We start from the raw sequence: 19,997 nt of genomic DNA, 5'->3' as shown, positions 1-19,997 counted from the left end.
GAGCCGTATTTACTTCAACACGTTTCCGCGCTCGCGCGGGATGCGCCACAGATACCAGGCCGCGACCGTGCGATGGGGCGACCAGGCCTTCGAGAGCTCGCGCAACTGTTTCGGTTTCGGTTGCTCAGGCAGCGATTTGAGGACGCGGTAGCCTTCGCGGACACCGAAGTCATCGACGGGCAGGATATCCATCCGCTCCAGAGAATACATCAGCAGCATTTCGACGGTCCAACGGCCGATGCCCTTGATGCCGACCATGCGGTCGATCAGCGCCTCGTCGTCCATGGTGGCGGCGATGTTGCGGGTGGGGATCAGGCCATCCAACGTTCCCTGGGCGATCGCCTTGATGGTGGCGATCTTGCTGGCCGAGAAGCCGCAGGTCCGAAGTTGGTCGAACTCGGCCGCGATGAGGTCTTCCGGGCTTGGAAAATCGCGGTCATCCAAGAGCCCCTTGAGGCGTCCAATGATGGCGTCGCCAGCTTTGGCCGTCAGCTGCTGGTAGGCAATCGCGCGAATGAGCGCCTCGTATGGTTCGCGGGCGGCCTTGGGATCGTGTCGGCAAGGGCCGACCAGTTCGATCAATCTGGCCCAGTCGTCGTCATGGCTGGAGAGGAAGGCGACAGCTTCATCGTAGCGAGAAGGCAAATTCATGTGGACGCCTTGCGTTCGTCGGCGATCGCGAAGCGCGGCCGGTTGTAGGTGGTCAGGATGTGGCCGCGGCGGAGCGGCGGTTCCGGCCGTGACGTCATGCGGTCTGAGGCGATTCCCGATCGAGCAGGGCGCGCTTGCGTTCGACGCCCCAGGCATAACCGGAAAGCGCGCCGTCGTTGCGCACAACGCGATGGCAGGGAATGGCGACTGCGATATTGTTTGCGGCGCATGCTCCGGCGACTGCCCGCGTGGCGCTCGGCGAGCCGATACGTCGGGCGATTTCAGAATAGGACACACGCGCGCCGACAGGGATCTCCTGTAGGACCTGCCATACCCGGCGCTGGAACGCCGTGCCGCGGACGTCGAGCGGCAGATCGAGGCCGACGCTGGGGTTTTCGACGAAGCCACAAACGCGGGCGATCAGAGCCTCGTATTCGCGGTCCATGCCGATCAGGCGCGCCTTCGGAAAACGATCCTGAAGATCGCGAACCAGCTCGTCCGGATCGTCTCCGAGCAGGATCGACGCGACGCCTTTCGTGCTGGACGCCACGAGCATTGCGCCGAGATAGGACTGGCCGACCGCAAACTTGATCTCCTCGTTGGCGCCACCCGCACGGTACTGTGTCGGCGTCATGCCGAGCATACCGGTCGACTTTTCGTAGAAGCGGCCGCTGGAATTGAAGCCGGCGTCATACATCGCCTCGGTGACGCTCGTGCCGGTTTCGAGGCCCGCACGCACTTTCTTCGCGCGGTGGCCGGTGGCATAGGCCTTCGGGGTCAGCCCCGTCGACGTCTTGAACATACGATGGAAATAGCTCGGACTGCGGTCGACAGTAGCCGCCAACTCTTCCAGCGACGGTTCCTCCTCGCTTTCCTCGATGATGCGGCAGGCCTTAGCGATGAGCGCGGCATTCTCGCATTCGAGCGAAGGGCCATCGGGGTTGCAACGTCGGCACGGACGAAAACCGGTTGCCCGTGCGCTTTCGAGCGTATCGTGCAGCGCGACGTTCTTCGGATTTGCCGTGCGTGACGGGCAGGAGGGCCTGCAATAGATGCCAGTTGTCGAGACGGAATACCAGAAACGACCGTCGGCAGACTTGTCGCGCGCTACGATCCGCGCCCAGCGGGGGTCGTCCCCCACGAAAGGAGGTGAGGTGTGAAGGGTTGGTGCGGGCCGGATGTTCATGTCCATGGTCTTCTACTCGGATTTGTTCTGGCTCGATCGTGCCTCCGATCCGCGCTGGTCACACTCCGATCCTTGCTCTCGAATCGAACAAAACCCACCCGAAACTTGCGCAGGGGGTCGCCGGGTTCCCGGGGGCACGCACCTTCAGTGCACAGGCAACCAGCGCGAGCAGGTGAGCGTTTTGAGGCTAGGCCGCACGCGTAGCTTCGAGCGGGGCGATGAAACATGCCATCGAGGCTCGCACGGGGAGCTGTGCGAGCCTCGATGGCTTCGATCAGGCCTTCCGGATCAGCCCAAGCTGCATCATCGCGGTCAGACCGTCGTCGAGGCCATGCTCTTCGACGATCATGCCGTCGACCACCTTCAGAACAGTCTTGCCGGTAAAGTGCATCTTGCGGCCGGTCGCCGCAGGTACGCCGCCGAGCAGGAAGTCGTCGAAAGCCGGACCCGTGTGGGTGCCGCCGCCTTCCCACTGGCCGACCACATAGTCGCCCTCGGCAATCAAGTCAGCGGTGCCCCAGAAGTTGAGATCGGGGAACGCGGCGCGAAAGTCGGTCATGAACGCCTTGATGTCTTCGCGGCCACGGCGCGGTTCGTGCAGGGAATATTGCAGGAGCATATCGGGCGCCGCGATGTCATCGATAACAGCAAGATTGGCGTCCTTGCCCCAGAATTCGGTGAACCAGCGAACGACGACGGCCTTGTTGTCTTCTTCGTTGCTCATGGAAATATCCTCTTTTCAAAATCGGGCGACCATCGAAACCGCTCGATGACCTGATGAAAGGGATATGTGAGCTTGCCGGGCGCCAAACTCCGGTTCTTATCTTCGAATTGGAAACGGCGTGCGAGGTGAGCGCTGGCGGTTACCGCATGGGGGAAACGGCCGTGCAGGTGATGGCCGGCGCCTCCATCAAGAGCAGAGATTGGATCATCCGACCCTTCGCGAATATGCCTTGACCCACTAGGCGCAGCACCGCTTTTCATTGGACGCGTGTTCAGCCAGCCACCGGTCTCGAGGCTTGCAGCTCGCGGGGCGGGGCGTCAAACTGACGTGGAGAGCACCGTCTTCCGCGACAGGATCGTTTGCGCAGAACAACTGCATCGGGCGGACTCCATCGCTCACTTCGAAGGTCAGCTTGGCGGAACCGTCAAGACGGACGTGCTCGGAAACCTTGCGGACAATGGCCGAAAATTTGCCGGCCGTCATATGGGTCCGTTCGCCCTCTTCGATGTCCCACAACTGCACGAAGATTTCAGACCAGGCCTCCGGGTTAGCGCCGCAATCGAGCGCGGAGAACTGGCCAGCCTTGACCTCAGTTACATGGTAGCCGGCCTTTACGGGCTTTCCGTCGTAGGCGAACACCAGTGGGAGGTCCGCGGCGACAGCGATCCTTTCAAGCAACTCTCCGAGCGAGATGTCAGTTTTGTTGGAATGGCTATTGTCGATCCTGCTCATTTGCGTCTATCCTCGATTTCAATGATTCAAGGATTATTGAAATATGGATGATCGTCAAGCCCTCGCGTCCTTTGCGGCACTTTCCCAGGAGACCCGGCTCGCCATCGTAAGAACGCTGGTCGTCGCCGGCCCTGAGGGCCTGGCCGCAGGCGCGATTGCGGAGCGCATGGGCGTTTCTCCATCGAACGTCTCGTTTCACCTCAAGGAACTCGAACGCTCCGGCCTCATCTCCCAGCGCCGCGAGTCGCGTTCGATCGTCTACAGCGCAAGTTATGACACGCTGGCTGACCTGGTGACGTTCCTGATGGAGGACTGCTGCGCAGGACATCCCGAAATCCGCGGCTCGGTCGAGCGATCCGCTCGTTGCTGCCCAAGCGAAGCGTAGAGCGCCGAGGAATACGTCATTGCATACGAACAAGGTTCCTGCGGGCATCGTCTCCGCTCTCGGTGTCACGCAGATTATTGGCTACGGCACTCTCTATTATGCCTTCAGCATCCTGGCGCCAGGAATGGCCAAGGACCTGGGCATCAGCCTGGAACGGGTCTTCGCCGTCTTCTCGGTCTCCCTGTTCATTGGAGGTCTTTCCGCTCCGTTCATCGGCAGACATATGGACAAGGTCGGCGCGGCGACGGTGATGACGGTTGGTTCGACCCTTGCGGCGTTCACCCTGGCGCTTTGCGCGTGGTCGCCGTCCGTAGCGCTTTTTGCCCTTGCAATCATCCTGCTGGAGGTGTCCTCCGGCATGGTCCAGTATCAGGCAGCCTTCGCGACGCTGGTCGAGAGCGAACCCCGTTCAGCCTCCCGCAGCATCACCTATCTCACACTGATCGGCGGCTTTGCTTCGACCATCTTCTGGCCGATCGCCGCGACACTGATCAGGTACCTGTCCTGGCGGGAAATCTATCTGGTGTTCGCGGCGCTCAATCTTCTCATCTGCATGCCACTTCACTACTGGATCATGCGTGCCGGAAGGGTCGGTTCCAAACTGGATGAGACAAGAGCCCGCGAAGTCGTCGTCGGCGCACTTGAGCCGAAAGCGCGCCGCCGCGGGATGTTGCTGGTCTCCATTGCCTTCTCGCTTTCGGGGTTCACTCTCGCGGCAATACTCGCCCACATGGTGCCGATGCTGGGCGCGATCGGACTTGGCAGTGCGGCGGTCGTGATCGGATCGCTGTTCGGCCCGGCACAGGTCATGAGCCGCCTGATTAACATGGCCTTCGGAAAGGGCCTGTCACCGCCCGCGCTGGCGATCGTCTCTGCGGCGCTCATGGTCCTCGGTGCGGTATTACTCGGGGTGTCGGGTGATTGGTTGCCAGGCGCGGTGGCTTTCGCCGTCTGTCTTGGCCTTGGGTCCGGAATCAACAGCATCGCTCAGGGGAGCCTGCCACTCTATCTGTTCGGGTCCGCAGGCTACGGAGCGATTACAGGAAAGATGGCTGCGGCCAGACTGGCAGTGGGTGCCGCCGCCCCCTTCGCGTTCGCCACGGCGATGGAGAATCTCGGCATCGCCGCGGCGCTGTTCGTCAATGCCATGCTTGGTACGCTCGGTATCGCTGCATTCGTCGCAGTGGCCGTCTCTACGCGCAGCCCCACGAAGACTGAGTGACTAAATCGACCTCAACGACACCCGCTTTTCAAGTTCGGCAGCGTCTTCCTTCCGTTCGCTGTAGCGGTCGGTCAGGTAGGCGGAAGCGTCCCTCGTCAGCAGCGTGAACTTGACCAGCTCTTCGCACACGTCCACGACGCGGTCGTAGTAGGAAGACGGCTTCATCCTGCCGTCCGCATCGAACTCCTGGTAGGCCTTGGCGACGGACGACTGGTTCGGGATCGTGATCATCCGCATCCAGCGGCCGAGGACGCGCATCTGGTTCAGAGCGTTGAAGGACTGGCTACCCCCGGAAACCTCCATGATCGCGAGCGTCTTTCCCTGCGTCGGGCGGATCGATCCGAGCGACAGGGGAATCCAGTCGATCTGAGCCTTCATGATGCCCGTCATCGCGCCATGGCGCTCGGGGCTGACCCAGACCTGTCCCTCCGACCATTGCGACAGCTCGCGCAGTTCCTGCACTTTCGGATGGCTGGCCGGAGCCGCGTCGGGAAGCGGTAATCCTCTCGGATCGAACATGCGCACCTCGCACCCCGAACGCTCGAGAAGTCGTCTGGCTTCATGCGCGAGCAGCCGGCTGTACGATACCTCCCTGAGCGAGCCGTAGAGGATCAGGATGCGCGGCTTGTGCGTCGAAAAGGCGGGACGCAACGCGTCGAGGTCAGGCTTACGAAGATGCGGCTCCTGCAATGCGGGAAAGGTCTCAGACAATGCGCTTTCCCTCCTGATCGAGGACCTGCTCGCCGTCTTCCTTGAAGAAGGCTCCCTTGAAGGCATCCGGCAGGATGTCGAGAACGATCTCCGAGGGGCGCGCGAGCCTTGTGCCGAGCGGCGAGACGACGAACGGCCGGTTAATGAGGATCGGATCCTTGAGCATGGCATCGAGCAACTGGCCGTCCGTCAACTTCGGATCGTCGAGACCCAGCTCCACGTAAGGCGTACCTTTCTCGCGGATCGCCTGCCGAACGGTCAGCCCGGCGTCGGAGATCATCCTTGCCAGTTCCTCGCGCGAAGGCGGAGACTGGAGATAATCGATGACGGTCGGCTCGATCCCGGCTGCGCGGATCATCTCCAGCGTGTTGCGGGACGTGCCGCAGGCCGGGTTATGATAGATGGTGACGTCCATTGTCATGTCCTTTCGGTGATGGTGTTCCGGGAGACGGCGGGTGCTGCCTCGTACCAGCCCTTGGTGCGGTTCACGGCCCAGACGACCGTGAGCATTACGGGAACCTCGATGAGCACGCCGACGACCGTCGCCAGCGCTGCACCGGACTGGAAGCCGAACAGGCTGATTGCGGCCGCGACCGCGAGTTCGAAGAAATTGCTGGCCCCGATCAGTGCCGAAGGCCCTGCGACGCAATGGCGCTCGCCCGATATCCGGTTCAAGACATAGGCCAGCCCCGAGTTGAAATAGACCTGGATGAGGATGGGGACGGCCAGCAGCGCGATGATCGTCGGCTGGGCGATGATCTGCTCACCCTGGAAGCCGAAGAGGAGGACGAGCGTCGCCAGCAGCGCGACAAGCGAAAGCGGCTGCAGCTTCCCCAGCATGACGTCCAGCGCCCTGGTCGTGCCGTCAGCGGTCAGCCGCCCTCTCAGGACCTGCGCGATGATGACCGGGACCACGATATAGAGGACGACCGATAGAACGAGCGTGTCCCACGGCACGGTGATGGCCGACAGCCCGAGCAGGAGCCCAACGATCGGCGCGAAGGCGACAACCATGATCGCATCGTTGAGCGCGACCTGGGAAAGCGTGAACAGCGGCTCGCCGCGCGTCAGATTGCTCCAGACGAACACCATCGCGGTACAGGGCGCGGCCGCAAGGATGATCAGGCCGGCGATGTAGGAGTTGATCTGGTCGGCGGGCAGGTAAGGACGGAATAGCCATCCGATAAACAGCCATCCCAGCAGCGCCATGGAGAACGGCTTTACCGCCCAGTTGATGAACAGGGTCACGCCGATTCCGCGCCAATAGGTGCTCACCTGCGCCAGCGAGCGGAAGTCGATCTTGATGAGCATCGGGATGATCATCAGCCAGATCAGGATGGCGACGGGCAAATTCACCTTGGCGATCTCCGCCGCGCCGATGGCCTGGAAAACACCGGGCATCAGATGACCGAGGGCGACGCCGACGACGATGCAGAGAAAGACCCAGATGGTCAGGTAGCGTTCAAACGTCGACATTAGCGAACTTTCCCTGGCTTGCCGTCGAACCTTCCATCGCGCCGATCTGGCCGAGCTTCGTTTCGAGCGCCAGGTGATTGATCGATGCCAGCGGGAGGCTGACGAACACCATGATCCGGTTCTTCAGAAAGCGGGCGGCTTGCGCGAACGCGCGCTGGATTTCGACCTCGGTGCCAACAACGGCGGCCGGGTCTTCGACACCCCAATGTGCCGTCATCGGATGTCCGATCCATACCGGGCAGGCTTCGCCGTGCGCGCTGTCGCAGACGGTGAAGATAAAGTCCATTTCGGGCGCACCAGGCTCGGCAAACACGTCCCAACTCTTGGAGGAGAAGCCAGTCGCCGGATAACCAAGTGCTTGCAGTTCCTTCAGGGCATGCGGATTGATCTCGCCTTTGGGCTGGCTGCCTGCGGAGAATGCTCTGAACCGTCCTCCGCCCTCTTTATTGAGGATGGATTCGGCGAGAATGGAACGTGCGGAATTACCCGTGCACAGGAAGAGCACGTTGTAGGTCTTGTCGGTCATGGTCGTTGTCCGTGGTTAGGTCGGAGGATTGCTGAGTTTCATGATGGTGGCCGATGCCGGGCAAATGCCCGAAAGCTGACGGGTTGCGAGAACGGCGAGCGGCGCATCGGCTCGCTCGACCGCAACGAAACCGAGGCTTTCGAAGAACGGCGCGGCGGTCGTCGTAGCCAGGAAGACTGCCGAGCTTTCTTTGACGGCTTTCAGGGTTTCCTTGATCAGCGATCTGCCGAATGACTTTCCACGATGCTCGGGCAAGATGACCATCGACCTGAGGAGGACGGCATCGCCGCACGTCTCGATGCCAGCGTAGCCAATTGTGCCGCCATCGGAGGAAACCGCCCTGAAGAACGAGCGTCCCGGCTCTCCGAGGTCCTCGATCGGAAGACCGGAGGCCGATAGCGCCAGCTTCAGTCCGGGATCGCTTCCCGGGACTGGCTCCAGTCTGACGTCGCTCATGACAGCTTCACCTCGGGTCCGCAGCAGGGCGTAAGTTCGGCGATCAGCGGCGCACAGAGTTCGGTCGAGCCGCCACAGCAGTCTTTCAACAGGAAGAGGGTCAGGTTTCGCAGGCCGTGTAGGTCGGCTCGATAGATGATCGAGCGGCTCTGCCGTTCGCTTGTCACGAGGCCCGCGCGCGACAGCGTTGCGAGGTGCGCCGACATGGTATTCTGCGGGACGTCGAGAAGGCGGGCAAGTTCGCCGGCAGGCACGCCATCCGGTTCGTGTCTGACGAGAAGCCGGAATGTCTCGAGCCTGGTAGATTGGGCCAGTGCGGCAAGCGCCGCTATTGCGGTGATGTTATCCATTAATCCAGAATAATGGATATATTGGATATGTCAATTGCACCCAACGATCCTCATCTCCGCTATTGGCACAAAGCGGGAGCAGCCCCGAATGCATAGTCCTCCCGGCAACAGCGCTCACGGCTTTGATGACACCTTCTTGCTGGTGTCGCTTGTCTGCGCGGGCCTCGCACCGGAATGGACCAAGGATTTGCCGAACCGCAGATATCATGCAGTCGTGGCGTGCAAGACCGGGTGATGGTCCGTGGGGACGACGGGAAGGGCGCGCTTATGTGCGCTGACGCGATAGGTTGAGAGTATGCGTTCAGCCGCAGCCGGCTCGACAGTTCTGCCTTCGAGAAAGTCGTCGATCTGGTCGTATGTCACGCCGTAAGCATCCTCGTCCGGTCGCAGAGGTGCATCCGATTCAAGGTCAGCGGTGGGTGTTTTCCAGACGAGCTGTTCCGGCGCCCCCAGTTTCGAGGCCAAGGCGCGAACGCGGCGCTTGTTCAGACCGGCGAGAGGGAGAATGTCCGCTGCGCCATCACCGAATTTCGTGTAGAAGCCCATGAGCGCCTCAGCAGCGTGGTCCGTGCCGATCACGAGACCCGACGATGCCCCGGCGATTGCATATTGCGCGACCATCCTCTGCCGCGCCTTCACGTTACCGAGGATGAAATGGTGACGCGGGGCCGGGTCAACGCCACCGGCAAGGATTGCGTCCATGAGGCTATCGGCCGCCGGTTTTATATCCACGGTGATGACACGGTCCGGGCGGATCGCAGCGACAGCTGCGGCCGCATCGTGTTCATCCGCTTGCACGCCATAGGGAAGCCGGACGGCAATGAACGTCGCCGAATAGCCGCTTTCGCGTAACTCCTGAACGGCGCGCTGGGCGAGAAGCCCGGCCGTCAGGGAATCGACCCCACCGCTGATCCCGAGCACGTAGGCGCGCTGTCCGCCTTGCACGAGATAGGCCTTCAGGAATTCAATCCGCGTGCGGATTTCGCTCAGCGCATCGAATTCCGATCGAACGCCAAGCGCCTGAATGATGGCAAGTTGCTCTTTCACTGAATGTCTCCTGCTGACTTCGCCTCGTCGCTCCTGGCGGTCCGTCCCTTCGGGGTGACCGCACCAGATATTTCATCTGAGGATCCGAAGGAGGCAAGGGAATAACCTTCCTGCCTCCTCCTTCTTCCACGTCGAAGGCACGCACGCTAGCGATGCTGGACGTGGTTTTGCAGCAGAATGGCGAGCTGCGGCCGGAGCGGCGATTGCTTTTTTGGCGTGCCGCTGCCAGGCAATGACCTCTGAACCGGATCAGTTGGCGCCCTTTGACCGCGCCAGCACGAAGTCGTGGTTCACTTCCCAGAAGCGACCCGAAAATCCGTAATCCGCGGCGCGGCCCGGGTCCTCAACGCGCCGGAAAGTCGCAAGCAAGCTTTGCTTCACTCCGAACACCGCATCCGAATGGATATACGGATCATCCGGATCGAAGATGTGGGTGATGAGCGTCTCGTACCCGTCGGCCTTGATGATGTAGTGGAGATGGGCCGGGCGGTTGGGGTGACGCCCGAGATGCTCCAACATCCGGCCGACCGGACCGTCGTTCGGGATCGGGTAGTATTTCGGCTTTACCGCCCGGAACCAATATTCACCGTCGGGCCCTGTGCGAAAGACGCCGCGCAAGTTGAACTCCGGCTGGATGCCCTTTTGCTGAACGTCATAGAAGCCTTCGTCATTGGCCTGCCAGACATCGATCACTGCGTCGGCAATGGGCCTGCCCTCGGTATCGAGGATGCGACCGCCGACCACCATGTGCTCGCCCTTCTGGTCGAGACAGATGTTTGCGCCCATCTCGAGCTCCGGCGCGTCCTGGACATGAAACGGGCCCAGCACGGTGCTTTCGGAGGCACCCGACGGCTTGCGATTGTTGATGGCGTCAACCAGCATCGAGACGCCGAGCGTGTCGGACAAAAGGATGAACTCCTGCCGCCATTCGTTGCACATCTGCCCGGTGCGTGTGAGGAAGAGGATCGCCTCCATCCATTCCTCCTGCGTCGGCTCGATTTCCCTCACCGCTTCGTGCAGCTTGCGCGTCACGACTTCCATGATCTGTTTCAGTCGTTCGTCCTTGGCATTTTTGTTGCGGCCCGTGACGACCTCAATCGAGTTTTCTTCGGTGAAGAAGCCTTTCTCATGCGCTTCCATGGATCACCTCCCAAGCACTGATGTCATGACCCGACGAAGGTCTGCAACGGGATCTGCCGACTGCGCCTCCGAGCGCCAGCAGACGTGATGGTCAGGACGCACGAGAACGATGCCGCTGTCACGCACTTCGCTCAGCCCGGCCCAGTCGCCGGTGAAATCATCCCAATGCTGCCGCGCGCCGATGGCGTGGGCCGCTATATCGACACCAAGCTCATGGCCGACGACCTTCGCCGCTTCGATCCACCCCTGTCCGCCGATCCCGGTCAGGACGGTGAACCGGCCGTGGCCGGAGAGATCGAGCGTCGAGGCCTTCTTCCCATCGCCAGAAAAAACCCATGCATGCGGCAGTCGAGCCCCCGGCCAGGTTGTCTGCTGGAAGTGCAGTTCCGGGTCCTTTGCAAAGGCCGGTTCGGGTTGACCGTCGGTGACGATCGCATCCGAACGATAGCGCTGGTTCATCTCGACGCCGTGGGCGTCGAACTCGTAGACCTTGGCGGCGATCGCCTTGCGGATGGCGGAGCGCTGTTCTTCCGCCGCCGGCGTATCGCGGCAGCGCCCATCCATGTTCTGCTGCATCTTCACCGGATCGATGGAATCGAGCAGGCCGAGCGCCTTGAAGATCGGGCCGAACTCTTCAATCGACTTGTTGGCGCGGGTGACGATCTGCTTGGCGACCGGCGCTCGCTCCGTTGTGTAGGTATCAAGCAGCTTTTCGCTCGCTTGGCCCTTCAGCACAAAGGCGAGTTTCCAGGCAAGGTTGAAGGCATCCTGGATCGATGTGTTGGAGCCGAGCCCGTTCGATGGCGGATGGCGGTGCGTGGCGTCGCCCATGCAGAAGACGCGTCCGTTCGACATCGTCGTCGCATACATGTTGTTGACCGTCCAGGTCGAGACCTGCTTGACCGTCACATCCAGATCCTGCACGCCGACCAGGTCGCGCACCACCTTCTTCGCATGGGCTTCGTCAACGGCCGGTGCCGGCTGGTTGATGTCGTATCCCCAGACGATCAGCCATTCGTTCCAGGGGCGGACCATGCGCACGAGGCCCATGCCGATACCGCCGACGTCGGCCCCCGGCTGCAGCACCCAGTAGAGCACCGAAGGACGATGGGCGACATAACGCGACAGGTCGGCCTCAAACAGGATGTTCATTGAGCCGGCAACGCCCATCCGGCCCTCGAAGGTGAGCCCGGCATGCTCCGCGACCTTCGAATTGCCGCCGTCAGCACCGATCAGATACTTCGAGCGAACGGTGATTTCCTTGCCGGTCAACCGGTCGAGACAGGTCGTGGTAACGCCTTCGCCGTCCTGCACATGGCTGACATATTCCGTCGACATCCGCGCCTGGGTACCGCGCGAGCAAGCCGTCTTGAACAGGAGCGGCTCCATGAAAGTCTGGGGCAGATCGTTCATCTGGCTCGGCGAGGATAGCTGGTGTTCGGCGCGCGAGACCGGGTGCTTGCCCCAGCTTTTCATGCGCCCGATCTCTTCGCCCGCAAGCGAGGTACAAAAGACGTTCTCACCCATCAGGTCCTGTTCGGCGGCGAACATATAGACCTCGTCTTCCACGTCCCGGCCGAGATCGCGCAGGACCTCCATCGTGCGCTGGTTTGTAATATGCGCGCGTGGCGTGTTCGCCAGCCAGCGATAGCGGTTGATCACCATGTTTTCGATGCCGTAGCTCGAAAGCAGGGCGGCCGTGGCGGAACCGGCTGGCCCCGTGCCGATGATGAGTACGTCGGTTGTGATATCAGCCATTTGGTCCTCCCTTTGGCATGTGTGCGAGTGGTCCGCCGATCAATTTGCGACGGACCGGAAAGAGCTGGATACCGGTGCGATCGGAGAACAGGCCCCAGAGACCGCGCGGCGAAAAGAGCATGACGAGGATGCCGATGAGGCCAAGGACCAGCAGGTACCAGGAGCCAAAATCGGCGAAGAGCTTTTGCAGCAGGAAGAAAAGCACCACGCCGACGATCGGCCCTTCGATGGTGCCGATCCCGCCGATCACCACGATGAAGATGACATAGGCCGTCCAGTCGGTGACGGAGAAAGCCGCGTCCGGCGAAATACGCGCTTTCTGCACGTAGATCAGCGCACCGGCCAATCCAGTGACGAAGGCCGTCGCCACGTAGACCAGAGCCTTCATGCGGCGGGCGTCGACGCCGACGGCACGGGCGGCCTGCTCGTTGTCACGCACGGCCGCAAGACCGAGCCCCTGCTTGCTTCGCAGCAGGCGGTAGATGAAGCCGATCGTCGCGAGCGCCAGGAGGAGCGCAATCCAATAGGTGAGGGCATCGCTGGCTGCGGCCGCCTTCATACCGAAGAGGTCACGCACGATATCGACGCCTGCCATGTCCTTCGTCGCCTCGCGCGGCAGCGACGTGCCGGTACCCCCGCCGAGCGCCTTCCACTGTGCGAGCAGCAGCCGCACCACCTCGGCCACCACCCAGGTGCCGATGGCGAAATAGGGTCCCTGCAGCCGGAAGGTGAAAAAGGCCGTCGGAATGGCGAGGAGCGCCGAAAGAGCGCCGGCAATCAGGATCGCAACGATGGGATCGATACCCGCCAGAATGACCGAACCGAACATCGCATAGGCGCCGAAGCCGACGAAAACCTGCTGCCCGACCGAGATCAGCCCGGCATAACCGGCAAGCAGGTTCCAGTTCTGCGCCAGCACCAGCATGGTCAGGATGAAGAAGAGATCCTGCACGACGCCGCGGGACACGATGAGGGGAGCCGCAATCGCAAGCGCGAGGCCGGCGACTGCCGCCAAAGCTGCAAGCGATGAGGTTCCGCTCCGGGTTTCGACCTTGAAGGACGGAATGGCGATGGACATCGGCTTGACCTCAATCGACGGCGCGAGGGAAAAGCCCGCGCGGCTTGATGACGAGAACGGCGAGGAAGGCGAGATGTCCGGCAAGGATCTGCCATTCCGGATTGACGGCCGCCCCAAGCGCCTGCGCAACGCCGAGGATGACCCCGCCGGCAAGCGTTCCCCAGAGCGAGCCGAGGCCGCCGATGATCACGGCTTCGAAGGCGTAGATCAGGCGGGACGGTCCCGATGTCGGATCGAAGTTGGCGCGGGTGCCAAGATAGAGGGCGGCGATCGTCACCACGACCATGGCAAGCCCGGTCGCCATGGCGAAGACGCGTTGCGGGCGAATACCCATCAGCCCGGCCGTCACGATGTCGTCGGAGGTTGCCCGGAAGGCGCGACCGAGCGCCGTTCGATAGATCAGCTGGTTGAGGCCGAAGATCACGGCGAGCGCCGACAGGAAGGTCATCAACGGCATCAGGCCGATGTTGAGCGAGCCGACGCCGATCGAGGCACTTTCCAGCGCCCCAATGGACACGCGGCGGCTATCGGCGGAAAACGCTTCGAGCAGGCCATTCTGGAGGACGATGGAGATACCGAAAGTGACGAGCAGCGGCGGCAACACGTCCTTGCCGAGCGTGCGATTGAGCACGAAGTATTGCAGGCCCCAACCTGCTAGGAACATCAGTGGCGCGGCAATGAGCGCTGCCAGGAATGGATTGAGGCCGAGCGCCGAGGTCAGCAAAAGGATCAGGAATGCGGCAAGTACGATCAGGTCGCCATGGGCGAGATTGACGAGCCGCATGATGCCGAAGACCAGGCTCAGGCCGGCTGCAAACAGGGCGTAGAGGCCGCCGAGCAGGACGCCCTGCACGATCGTATCAATGAAGCTCATGGCGCGGCGCTCCGAAATAGGCCTGGTGGATTTGCTCGCGGGTCAGCACCTCCGGACGCCCCGAAAGCGTCACCCGCCCTTCCATCAGGCAATAGACCTGGGTTGCGACCTTCAGCGCCTGGGCGATGTCTTGCTCGACGATGACGATCGAGGCACCGGTCGCGCGGATACGCGGGAAAGCCGCGTAGATGTCGCGAACGACGACCGGCGCCAGGCCGAGGCTGATCTCGTCGCAAAGCAGCACATCCGGGTTGGACATCAGCGCCCGGCCGATCGCCACCATCTGCTGTTGGCCGCCGGAAAGGGCCGTCGCCGGGTTGTTTCGACGCTCGCGCAGGATCGGGAAGAGCTCATAGACGCTCTCGAGCGTCCACGGTCCCTGTCCCTTGCGGCCATAGGCGCCGATCAACAGGTTCTCTTCGACGGTCAGCGACGGGAACAGCCGGCGGCCTTCCGGTACCATGGCGATGCCGCGGGCAAGCACGTCGGGTGCTGCCAGCGCGCCGATCGGTTCATCGCGATAGACGACCATGCCCGGCTCGCTTGTAACGACACCGGAGATCGCGCGCATCAGGCTGGTCTTGCCCGCGCCATTGGCGCCGATGATCGCAACGGTTTCCCCCTTGGCAACGACGATATCGACACCGAAAAGGGCCTGAAAGTCGCCGTAGAAGGCCTTGAGCCCTCTGGTTTCAAGCATAGCGGTCATAGCTCGATCCCCAGATAGATCTCCTGGACGGCACGCGACGCCATGAGCTCGTCGGGCTTTCCAATGCCGATCACCTTGCCGAAGTTGAGAACCAGAAGCCGTTCGACCACCGAGGTCAGCGCATGAAGCACATGTTCGATCCAGATGACGGCAACGCCCTTTTGCTGGATGGCGCTGATGGTCGCGACCAGCTGGTGGCATTCGGCTTCCGTCAAACCGCCGGCGATCTCGTCCAGCAGCAGCAGCCGGGGTTCGGTGGCAAGCGCCCTTGCCAGTTCCAGCCGCTTGCGCTGCAGAAGGGTGAGGCCGCCGGCCAGTACATTCGCCTTTTCGAAAAGGCCCGTGTCCACCAGGATTTCGGCGCAGCGGTCACAGGCTTCCGCCTCGCGCCGCCGCGCGCCAAAACTGCCGGCGACGAGCAGGTTCTCAAAGACGGTCAGCTTCTCGAAGGGCTGCGGGATCTGGAAGGTCCGCCCCATGCCCGAAAGACAGCGCGCCATCGGCGGCGTTCGGGTGACATCCACGCCGCCGAAGCGGACCGTGCCGCTGTCGGCGGCGATGTTGCCGGTAATCAGATTGAACAGCGTCGACTTGCCGGCGCCGTTCGGCCCGATGATGCCCAGCGCCTCGCCCTCGCCGACCGAAAAGCTGATCTCGTCGGCGACGGTCAGCGCGCCGAAGCGCTTCGAGACCCGTTCGAGCTCTAACAGAGACATGCCTGACCCTCCTCGGTCACAGTCCCACGCCAACAGGCGCTTAAACGATCGCTTCCATTTTTCCACCGGCGGGAATGTTCGGCGCCGTCTTGTTGTCGGTGATGACGAGGTCATAACCGCCGGCGTCCTTCAGCCGCCATTGACCGCCGACAAGCGGCGTCTTGGCGACGTTGCGGGCAGCAAACGGCGGCAATCCCTTGCCGTCCCATGCAACGGGACCGACGAGCGTATCGAGTTTGGTGGCGGCGATTGCCTGGGCCACTGCTTCGCCGTCCGTCGGGTCGTCGGCCCGCGTAACGGCGTCGACGGCCAATTCGAAGAGGGCGTGGGCAAAGCCGATCGGCTGCGTCCATGGCCGGCCGGTCGCCTTGGTGAAAGCGTCGGCCACTTGAGCGGATGTCTCGCCTGTCAGCGACGAGGCGAAGGGGTGGCTCGGCGACCACCAGACTTCGGACGAGAGATTGTGCCCGGCCTTGCCTAGCGCTTCGACCGCCTGCGGGAACAGCAATGCCTTCCCGATCGAGGCGACCTTCGGCACGAAACCCTGCTGCTTTGCCTGGTTCCAGAAGGTCGTGAAGTCAGGAGGGATGACCACGCCGGTAACGATCTCGCATCCAGCCGATTTGAACGCATTGATCTGGGCAGAGAAATCGTCCGTCATGTTCTGGTAACGGCCGGGGTCGGTGAGCCCGTAGCCAAGCTTTTCGAGGACCGGCGGGAAACCCACGGTCCCGTCGCCCCAGGCATTGCCGTCACCGTCATTGGGGAAGAGGCCGCCGACCTTGTGGTTCGTCTCGACCTGGGCCCACATATTGGTGAAGACGGCGATCACATCTTCGAGGCCCCAGAAGAAGTGATAGGCATAGTCGAACGGTTTCCACGAAGCAGGATCGCCTGGGTTACCCTGTTGGCCGATGAACCAGGGCTGCCACGGCGCAACCGTCGAAATGCACGGCATCTGTTCGGCTTCGCAGGTGGTTGCAACTGGGTTCGTGGTTTCGGGTGTCGAGGCGACCAGAACCAGATTGACCTCGTCATCGACGATCAACTGCTTGGCGACTTCCGCCGCCCGGTTCGGGTTCGACTGGCTGTCCTTGACGACAACCTCGAAGTTCTGGCCCTTGGCCCTGGTCGCCGCCAGAAACGCATCGATGACGAATTTGTCGGCTTCCCCGAAGGCGGCGAGCGGCCCGGTTTGGGGGCTCACATAACCAAGCTTGATCGCCGTGTCCTTGGCGATCGCCGGCATCGCAAGTCCGGATGAAAAGGCGACTGCGCCACCTGCGGCTGTCGTCTTCAGAAAATCGCGTCTCGTCAGCATGGTTCCTCCTCCCAATGCCCTTCCTCCCGAAGGGTCTCGTCAGTTCGTCGGCCGGTTGCCCTCCCAGGCATCCTGCAGCAGCGCCCGAATGGACTGGCGGTCGATCGGGCGTGGGTTCCAGTAGGGGTTTTCGGTCGCAATCGCGGCGGTCCGATCGAGATCGGCCTGCGAAAGGCCGAGGTCCTTCAAGGCGAGCGGCGCACCGAGCGACTTTGCGAAATCCCACAAGCCGCCGCCGACCGAACCGCCGAAGGTCCGGGCCACGGGCTCAAGCAGGTCAGGCACGGCCGCGGCGTTGTAGGCCGCCGTATGCGGCAGCATGATCGCGTGGGTTTCCGCGTGCGGCGTATCGAAGGTGCCGCCGAGCGTGTGGCAAATCTTGTGATGCAGCGCCATGCCGACCGCGCCGAGCACGGTGCCCGAGAGCCAGGCGCCGTAAAGCGCCTCGGCCCGCGCCTCTCGATCGCGGGGCGTCCCGATGATCGTCGGCAGGCTCGTTTTGAAGGCTGACAAGCCCTCTTTCGCCATCAGCGAAGAGATCGGGTTACGATCCTGCGCATAAAGCGCTTCGACCACATGGGCCATGGCGTTAAGCGCGCTGGTCACGCTCATGCCGACCGGCAGGCCGAGCGTCAGCTCCGGATCGTAAATCACCACCTCCGGCAGGATCGAAGGATGCCTGACGGTCGTCTTTCGGCCGCCTTCCGTCTGTCCGAGGATCGGTGTTACTTCCGAACCGGCGTAGGTGGTCGGGATAACGACTTGAGGCAGATCGGTGCGATAGGCGATCGCCTTGCCGAGCCCGGTGGTGGAGCCGCCGCCAAGCGAAACGACGCAGTCGGCGCCGCTTTGGTTGACCGCTTCCATCGCCTTTGCCGTGACCTCGACTGGCGTATGCATCACGGCCCCGGCAAAAACGCCTGCGGCAAGTGGCCCGAGCCGCTCCGCCAATGCTTCCGCGTCTGCCCGTTGCTGCGGTGTTGAGAGCACCAACGCTCGGTTGCACCCAAGCTTTTCGATCCAGGCTCCGGCCTCGCGGCTCCTGCCTTCGCCAAAGACGATGTGCGCCGCACTGCCCTGGTAGGTGAAATTGTTCCTCACGACCCAGATCCTTCCCTTGCCCTCGCCATTAGGAACTTGAAGTCCAGCCGCCAGCCGGGCTTGCCGCCGATGTCGGAGCATTTGAATTCGTGCACCAGTTCCGGCTTGACGCCGAAGATCGCGTCCTCGTCGATATGGGGATCGCTGCCGTCGTAGATATGCGTCGTAATCGTCTGGAATCCTGGAGCAGTGACGATGAAATGTAGATGGGCTGGGCGCCGGAGCGAGCAACCCGCCTGGCCAAGGAGTTTGCCCACCGGCCCGTCTTCCGGGACGCTGTAGCCGGCGGGGCGAACCGTCAGGTAGTCGAACCCCCCTTCGCGATCGGTCTTGAAGACGCCGCGCAAATTAAACTCCGGTTGCAGGTCCGGTTGCTGGTTCTCGTAGAAACCTGCGGCGTTCGCCTGCCAGGTCGTCACCTCCGCGCCCTCGATCGGGTGGCCGTCGAGATCGAGCAATTGCCCGAAGACCGCCAGCCGCTCGCCGACGCCATCGAGCGAGATGTTGCTGCCGGATATGCGTTTCGGCGTGTCGGCGCGAAAGAACGGCCCACGGACCGTATTGGGTGTCGCCTGTTTCGGGCGACGGGAGTTGATCTCATCGACCAGCGCCGAAGCGCCAAGCAGGTCGAACAGCAGACCCCACTCCTGCCGCCGCTCGTCCGTGGTGTGACCAACCTCGGTCAGAAACTCGATCATTTTGCGCCAGTCAGCTGCGCTGGGACGCAATTCCCTGATAAGCCCGTGAAGGTGGGTGACGACCGTGCGCAGCACCAGCGGCAGCGAGCCGTCGTCGGCTTTCGATATTCGCTGTGCGAAAGCCTCGGTGAAGGCTGCTTCCTTGGGATTCGAAACCATCGCGCCCCGCATCACACTCCTCCAGACACTTGGCTGAAATGAAAGCTAACACGGGCATCGGGCGCGATTGATGATTTTACTCTGAGTTAATATAATCAATTGTTATGAAGATAGACGAACGCCATCTTGTTCAGCTCGCTGCGGTCGTGAAAGCCGGCGGTGTCACCGAGGGGGCAGCGCTGCTCGGGCTGTCGCAGCCGGCGATCTCGCGCACCATTGCCATGCTCGAAAAGCGCCTGGGCGAACCGCTTTTCGTCAAAGGGCGGCGGCCGCTGCAACCGACGCCGCTCGGGCGCGCGCTCGCCGATCATGGCCAGGTCATGCTGTCGGCCTCACGCAAGGCGTCCGATACGATCGAGAGCTTTCGCCTCGGCAAAAGCGGTCTGGTGCGCGTCGGCGGCACGCCATTTTTCATGGACGCCTTGATCGCGCCGATGATCGCGGACTTCCAGGCACAAAACCCCGACGTCAGGATCGACCAGAGCTACGGCTACATGGCCGACCTGCGCGCCGCCCTGAAGGGTGATCAGATCGATCTTGCTATCTGCCCGCTCGATATTCTTGAGGAAGGATCGGGCTTGGCGTTCCAGAAGGTGCTTCCCGGTCGAAACGTCGTCGCCTGCCGGGTCACGCATCCGCTTCTGTTGAAGCGACGACCGCAGCCGTCGCAGCTACTCGAATATCCCTGGGTGGCGCCGCCGCCGGGAAGCCCGTTGCTTGCGGATCTTCATAGCCTGCTGCTCTCCTTCGGGGCTACCGAGATCAAGATACGCTACACGGGCGGCTCACTCATGAGCCTCGTCAACTATCTGAAGGGTATCGACGCCTTGACTGTGCTTCCGCACAGCGTCGTCTTCGCGCTACGCAACGAAAAATCGATCACAGCACTTCCGGTTTCCGTCCCGCACCCGGAACGTGCCCTTGGGCTTCTGAGACGTGCGACCTCGGCGCATACCCCGGCCATCGAAAAATTCTCG

23 protein-coding genes are annotated in these 19,997 nt (G+C 62.2%); 3 read left to right on the top strand and 20 right to left on the bottom strand.

The genetic code is table 11. From position 1 onward, the window contains the following. Positions 1 to 9: 9 nt before the first annotated feature. From ACTJKM_RS34285 to ACTJKM_RS34270, 4 genes are all read right to left on the bottom strand, one after another. Positions 10 to 651: a DNA-3-methyladenine glycosylase family protein gene (locus ACTJKM_RS34285; protein ID WP_113398828.1), complete on the bottom strand. Its 642-nt coding sequence runs from the start codon at positions 649 to 651 to the stop codon at positions 10 to 12. 94 nt (positions 652 to 745) lie between these two features. After that, complete coding sequence (gene ada / locus ACTJKM_RS34280) at positions 746 to 1,837, bottom strand: bifunctional DNA-binding transcriptional regulator/O6-methylguanine-DNA methyltransferase Ada (protein ID WP_440661826.1); 1,092 nt, start codon at positions 1,835 to 1,837, stop codon at positions 746 to 748. Between the two features lie 274 nt (positions 1,838 to 2,111). Then, a complete protein-coding gene (locus ACTJKM_RS34275; protein WP_440661825.1) occupies positions 2,112 to 2,561 on the bottom strand; it encodes an ester cyclase in 450 nt (149 codons plus the stop codon). Between the two features lie 237 nt (positions 2,562 to 2,798). Continuing rightward, on the bottom strand, positions 2,799 to 3,293 hold the full coding sequence (locus ACTJKM_RS34270; RefSeq protein WP_058322566.1) for a DUF6428 family protein: 495 nt from the start codon (positions 3,291 to 3,293) through the stop codon (positions 2,799 to 2,801). A 43-nt stretch (positions 3,294 to 3,336) separates the two neighbouring features. Here ACTJKM_RS34270 and ACTJKM_RS34265 point away from each other — a divergent pair, with 43 nt between their 5' ends. Continuing rightward, positions 3,337 to 3,678, top strand: a complete 342-nt coding sequence (locus ACTJKM_RS34265; protein ID WP_058322565.1) for an ArsR/SmtB family transcription factor — start codon at positions 3,337 to 3,339, stop codon at positions 3,676 to 3,678. Positions 3,679 to 3,697: 19 nt separating this feature from the next. Further along, positions 3,698 to 4,900 carry an arsenite efflux MFS transporter ArsK gene (gene arsK, locus ACTJKM_RS34260; RefSeq protein WP_440661824.1) on the top strand — a complete coding sequence of 401 codons (1,203 nt, stop codon included), beginning with the start codon at positions 3,698 to 3,700 and terminating at the stop codon, positions 4,898 to 4,900. On the opposite strand, the gene arsH is transcribed toward arsK, so the two are convergent. From arsH to ACTJKM_RS34180, 16 genes are all read right to left on the bottom strand, one after another. Continuing rightward, positions 4,901 to 5,629, bottom strand: a complete 729-nt coding sequence (gene arsH / locus ACTJKM_RS34255; protein WP_440661835.1) for an arsenical resistance protein ArsH — start codon at positions 5,627 to 5,629, stop codon at positions 4,901 to 4,903. Then, positions 5,604 to 6,026, bottom strand: a complete 423-nt coding sequence (gene arsC, locus ACTJKM_RS34250) for an arsenate reductase (glutaredoxin) (RefSeq protein WP_113512900.1) — start codon at positions 6,024 to 6,026, stop codon at positions 5,604 to 5,606. Before arsC ends, arsH begins: the two co-directional genes overlap by 26 nt. 2 nt (positions 6,027 to 6,028) lie before the next feature. After that, complete coding sequence (gene arsB, locus ACTJKM_RS34245; RefSeq protein WP_058325966.1) at positions 6,029 to 7,087, bottom strand: ACR3 family arsenite efflux transporter; 1,059 nt, start codon at positions 7,085 to 7,087, stop codon at positions 6,029 to 6,031. Next, complete coding sequence (locus ACTJKM_RS34240; protein ID WP_058325967.1) at positions 7,074 to 7,613, bottom strand: arsenate reductase ArsC; 540 nt, start codon at positions 7,611 to 7,613, stop codon at positions 7,074 to 7,076. The genes arsB and ACTJKM_RS34240 overlap by 14 nt, the downstream gene beginning before the upstream one ends. 15 nt (positions 7,614 to 7,628) lie before the next feature. Then, positions 7,629 to 8,069, bottom strand: coding sequence for an arsenic resistance N-acetyltransferase ArsN2 (gene arsN2, locus ACTJKM_RS34235; RefSeq protein WP_440661823.1), 441 nt, complete (start codon positions 8,067 to 8,069; stop codon positions 7,629 to 7,631). Beyond that, complete coding sequence (locus tag ACTJKM_RS34230; RefSeq protein WP_110881662.1) at positions 8,066 to 8,419, bottom strand: ArsR/SmtB family transcription factor; 354 nt, start codon at positions 8,417 to 8,419, stop codon at positions 8,066 to 8,068. Before ACTJKM_RS34230 ends, arsN2 begins: the two co-directional genes overlap by 4 nt. Positions 8,420 to 8,623: 204 nt before the next feature. Then, a complete protein-coding gene (gene nadE, locus ACTJKM_RS34225) occupies positions 8,624 to 9,466 on the bottom strand; it encodes an ammonia-dependent NAD(+) synthetase (RefSeq protein WP_440661822.1) in 843 nt (280 codons plus the stop codon). 249 nt (positions 9,467 to 9,715) lie between these two features. Next, on the bottom strand, positions 9,716 to 10,606 hold the full coding sequence (locus ACTJKM_RS34220) for an intradiol ring-cleavage dioxygenase (RefSeq protein WP_058325970.1): 891 nt from the start codon (positions 10,604 to 10,606) through the stop codon (positions 9,716 to 9,718). 3 nt (positions 10,607 to 10,609) lie between these two features. Then, positions 10,610 to 12,364, bottom strand: coding sequence for an FAD-dependent oxidoreductase (locus ACTJKM_RS34215; RefSeq protein WP_110878833.1), 1,755 nt, complete (start codon positions 12,362 to 12,364; stop codon positions 10,610 to 10,612). Next, positions 12,357 to 13,442, bottom strand: a complete 1,086-nt coding sequence (locus ACTJKM_RS34210; protein ID WP_058325972.1) for a branched-chain amino acid ABC transporter permease — start codon at positions 13,440 to 13,442, stop codon at positions 12,357 to 12,359. The genes ACTJKM_RS34215 and ACTJKM_RS34210 overlap by 8 nt, the downstream gene beginning before the upstream one ends. A gap of 10 nt (positions 13,443 to 13,452) precedes the next feature. After that, entirely contained in the window at positions 13,453 to 14,316 is an 864-nt protein-coding gene (locus ACTJKM_RS34205; RefSeq protein WP_440661821.1) for a branched-chain amino acid ABC transporter permease, read from the bottom strand. Continuing rightward, on the bottom strand, positions 14,303 to 15,025 hold the full coding sequence (locus ACTJKM_RS34200) for an ABC transporter ATP-binding protein (protein WP_440661820.1): 723 nt from the start codon (positions 15,023 to 15,025) through the stop codon (positions 14,303 to 14,305). Before ACTJKM_RS34200 ends, ACTJKM_RS34205 begins: the two co-directional genes overlap by 14 nt. Beyond that, positions 15,022 to 15,741, bottom strand: a complete 720-nt coding sequence (locus ACTJKM_RS34195) for an ABC transporter ATP-binding protein (protein WP_058325975.1) — start codon at positions 15,739 to 15,741, stop codon at positions 15,022 to 15,024. Before ACTJKM_RS34195 ends, ACTJKM_RS34200 begins: the two co-directional genes overlap by 4 nt. A 40-nt stretch (positions 15,742 to 15,781) precedes the next feature. Further along, a complete protein-coding gene (locus ACTJKM_RS34190; protein WP_058325976.1) occupies positions 15,782 to 17,062 on the bottom strand; it encodes an ABC transporter substrate-binding protein in 1,281 nt (426 codons plus the stop codon). Between the two features lie 39 nt (positions 17,063 to 17,101). After that, the gene (locus tag ACTJKM_RS34185) at positions 17,102 to 18,163 is read right to left on the bottom strand and encodes a maleylacetate reductase (protein WP_440661819.1); all 1,062 of its coding nucleotides are present in this window, start codon (positions 18,161 to 18,163) and stop codon (positions 17,102 to 17,104) included. Beyond that, positions 18,160 to 19,035, bottom strand: a complete 876-nt coding sequence (locus ACTJKM_RS34180; protein WP_440661818.1) for a dioxygenase family protein — start codon at positions 19,033 to 19,035, stop codon at positions 18,160 to 18,162. Before ACTJKM_RS34180 ends, ACTJKM_RS34185 begins: the two co-directional genes overlap by 4 nt. 89 nt (positions 19,036 to 19,124) lie before the next feature. On the opposite strand from ACTJKM_RS34180, the gene ACTJKM_RS34175 reads away from it, so the two are divergent. Beyond that, positions 19,125 to 19,997: LysR family transcriptional regulator (locus tag ACTJKM_RS34175; protein WP_440661817.1), on the top strand; the 873-nt coding region annotated here is incomplete at its 3' end.

The organism is Ensifer sp. 22460, assembly GCF_052044935.1.
Classification (GTDB): domain Bacteria; phylum Pseudomonadota; class Alphaproteobacteria; order Rhizobiales; family Rhizobiaceae; genus Ensifer.
Note: the sequence above shows the minus strand (reverse complement) of the source record. Positions and strands in the feature narration are given on the sequence as shown.

Bases quoted from the DNA above. Each gene is read 5' to 3' on its own strand.
- arsC (WP_113512900.1), bottom strand. From the start codon at position 6,026: ATGGACGTCACCATCTATCATAACCCGGCCTGCGGCACGTCCCGCAAC.
- ACTJKM_RS34275 (WP_440661825.1), bottom strand. From the start codon at position 2,561: ATGAGCAACGAAGAAGACAACAAGGCCGTCGTCGTTCGCTGGTTCACC.
- ACTJKM_RS34240 (WP_058325967.1), bottom strand. From the start codon at position 7,613: ATGACCGACAAGACCTACAACGTGCTCTTCCTGTGCACGGGTAATTCC.
- arsN2 (WP_440661823.1), bottom strand. From the start codon at position 8,069: ATGAGCGACGTCAGACTGGAGCCAGTCCCGGGAAGCGATCCCGGACTG.
- ACTJKM_RS34210 (WP_058325972.1), bottom strand. From the start codon at position 13,442: ATGTCCATCGCCATTCCGTCCTTCAAGGTCGAAACCCGGAGCGGAACC.
- ACTJKM_RS34230 (WP_110881662.1), bottom strand. From the start codon at position 8,419: ATGGATAACATCACCGCAATAGCGGCGCTTGCCGCACTGGCCCAATCT.
- ACTJKM_RS34205 (WP_440661821.1), bottom strand. From the start codon at position 14,316: ATGAGCTTCATTGATACGATCGTGCAGGGCGTCCTGCTCGGCGGCCTC.
- ACTJKM_RS34285 (WP_113398828.1), bottom strand. From the start codon at position 651: ATGAATTTGCCTTCTCGCTACGATGAAGCTGTCGCCTTCCTCTCCAGC.
- ada (WP_440661826.1), bottom strand. From the start codon at position 1,837: ATGAACATCCGGCCCGCACCAACCCTTCACACCTCACCTCCTTTCGTG.
- ACTJKM_RS34265 (WP_058322565.1), top strand. From the start codon at position 3,337: ATGGATGATCGTCAAGCCCTCGCGTCCTTTGCGGCACTTTCCCAGGAG.
- ACTJKM_RS34215 (WP_110878833.1), bottom strand. From the start codon at position 12,364: ATGGCTGATATCACAACCGACGTACTCATCATCGGCACGGGGCCAGCC.
- ACTJKM_RS34200 (WP_440661820.1), bottom strand. From the start codon at position 15,025: ATGACCGCTATGCTTGAAACCAGAGGGCTCAAGGCCTTCTACGGCGAC.
- ACTJKM_RS34220 (WP_058325970.1), bottom strand. From the start codon at position 10,606: ATGGAAGCGCATGAGAAAGGCTTCTTCACCGAAGAAAACTCGATTGAG.
- ACTJKM_RS34195 (WP_058325975.1), bottom strand. From the start codon at position 15,741: ATGTCTCTGTTAGAGCTCGAACGGGTCTCGAAGCGCTTCGGCGCGCTG.
- ACTJKM_RS34190 (WP_058325976.1), bottom strand. From the start codon at position 17,062: ATGCTGACGAGACGCGATTTTCTGAAGACGACAGCCGCAGGTGGCGCA.
- ACTJKM_RS34270 (WP_058322566.1), bottom strand. From the start codon at position 3,293: ATGAGCAGGATCGACAATAGCCATTCCAACAAAACTGACATCTCGCTC.
- arsB (WP_058325966.1), bottom strand. From the start codon at position 7,087: ATGTCGACGTTTGAACGCTACCTGACCATCTGGGTCTTTCTCTGCATC.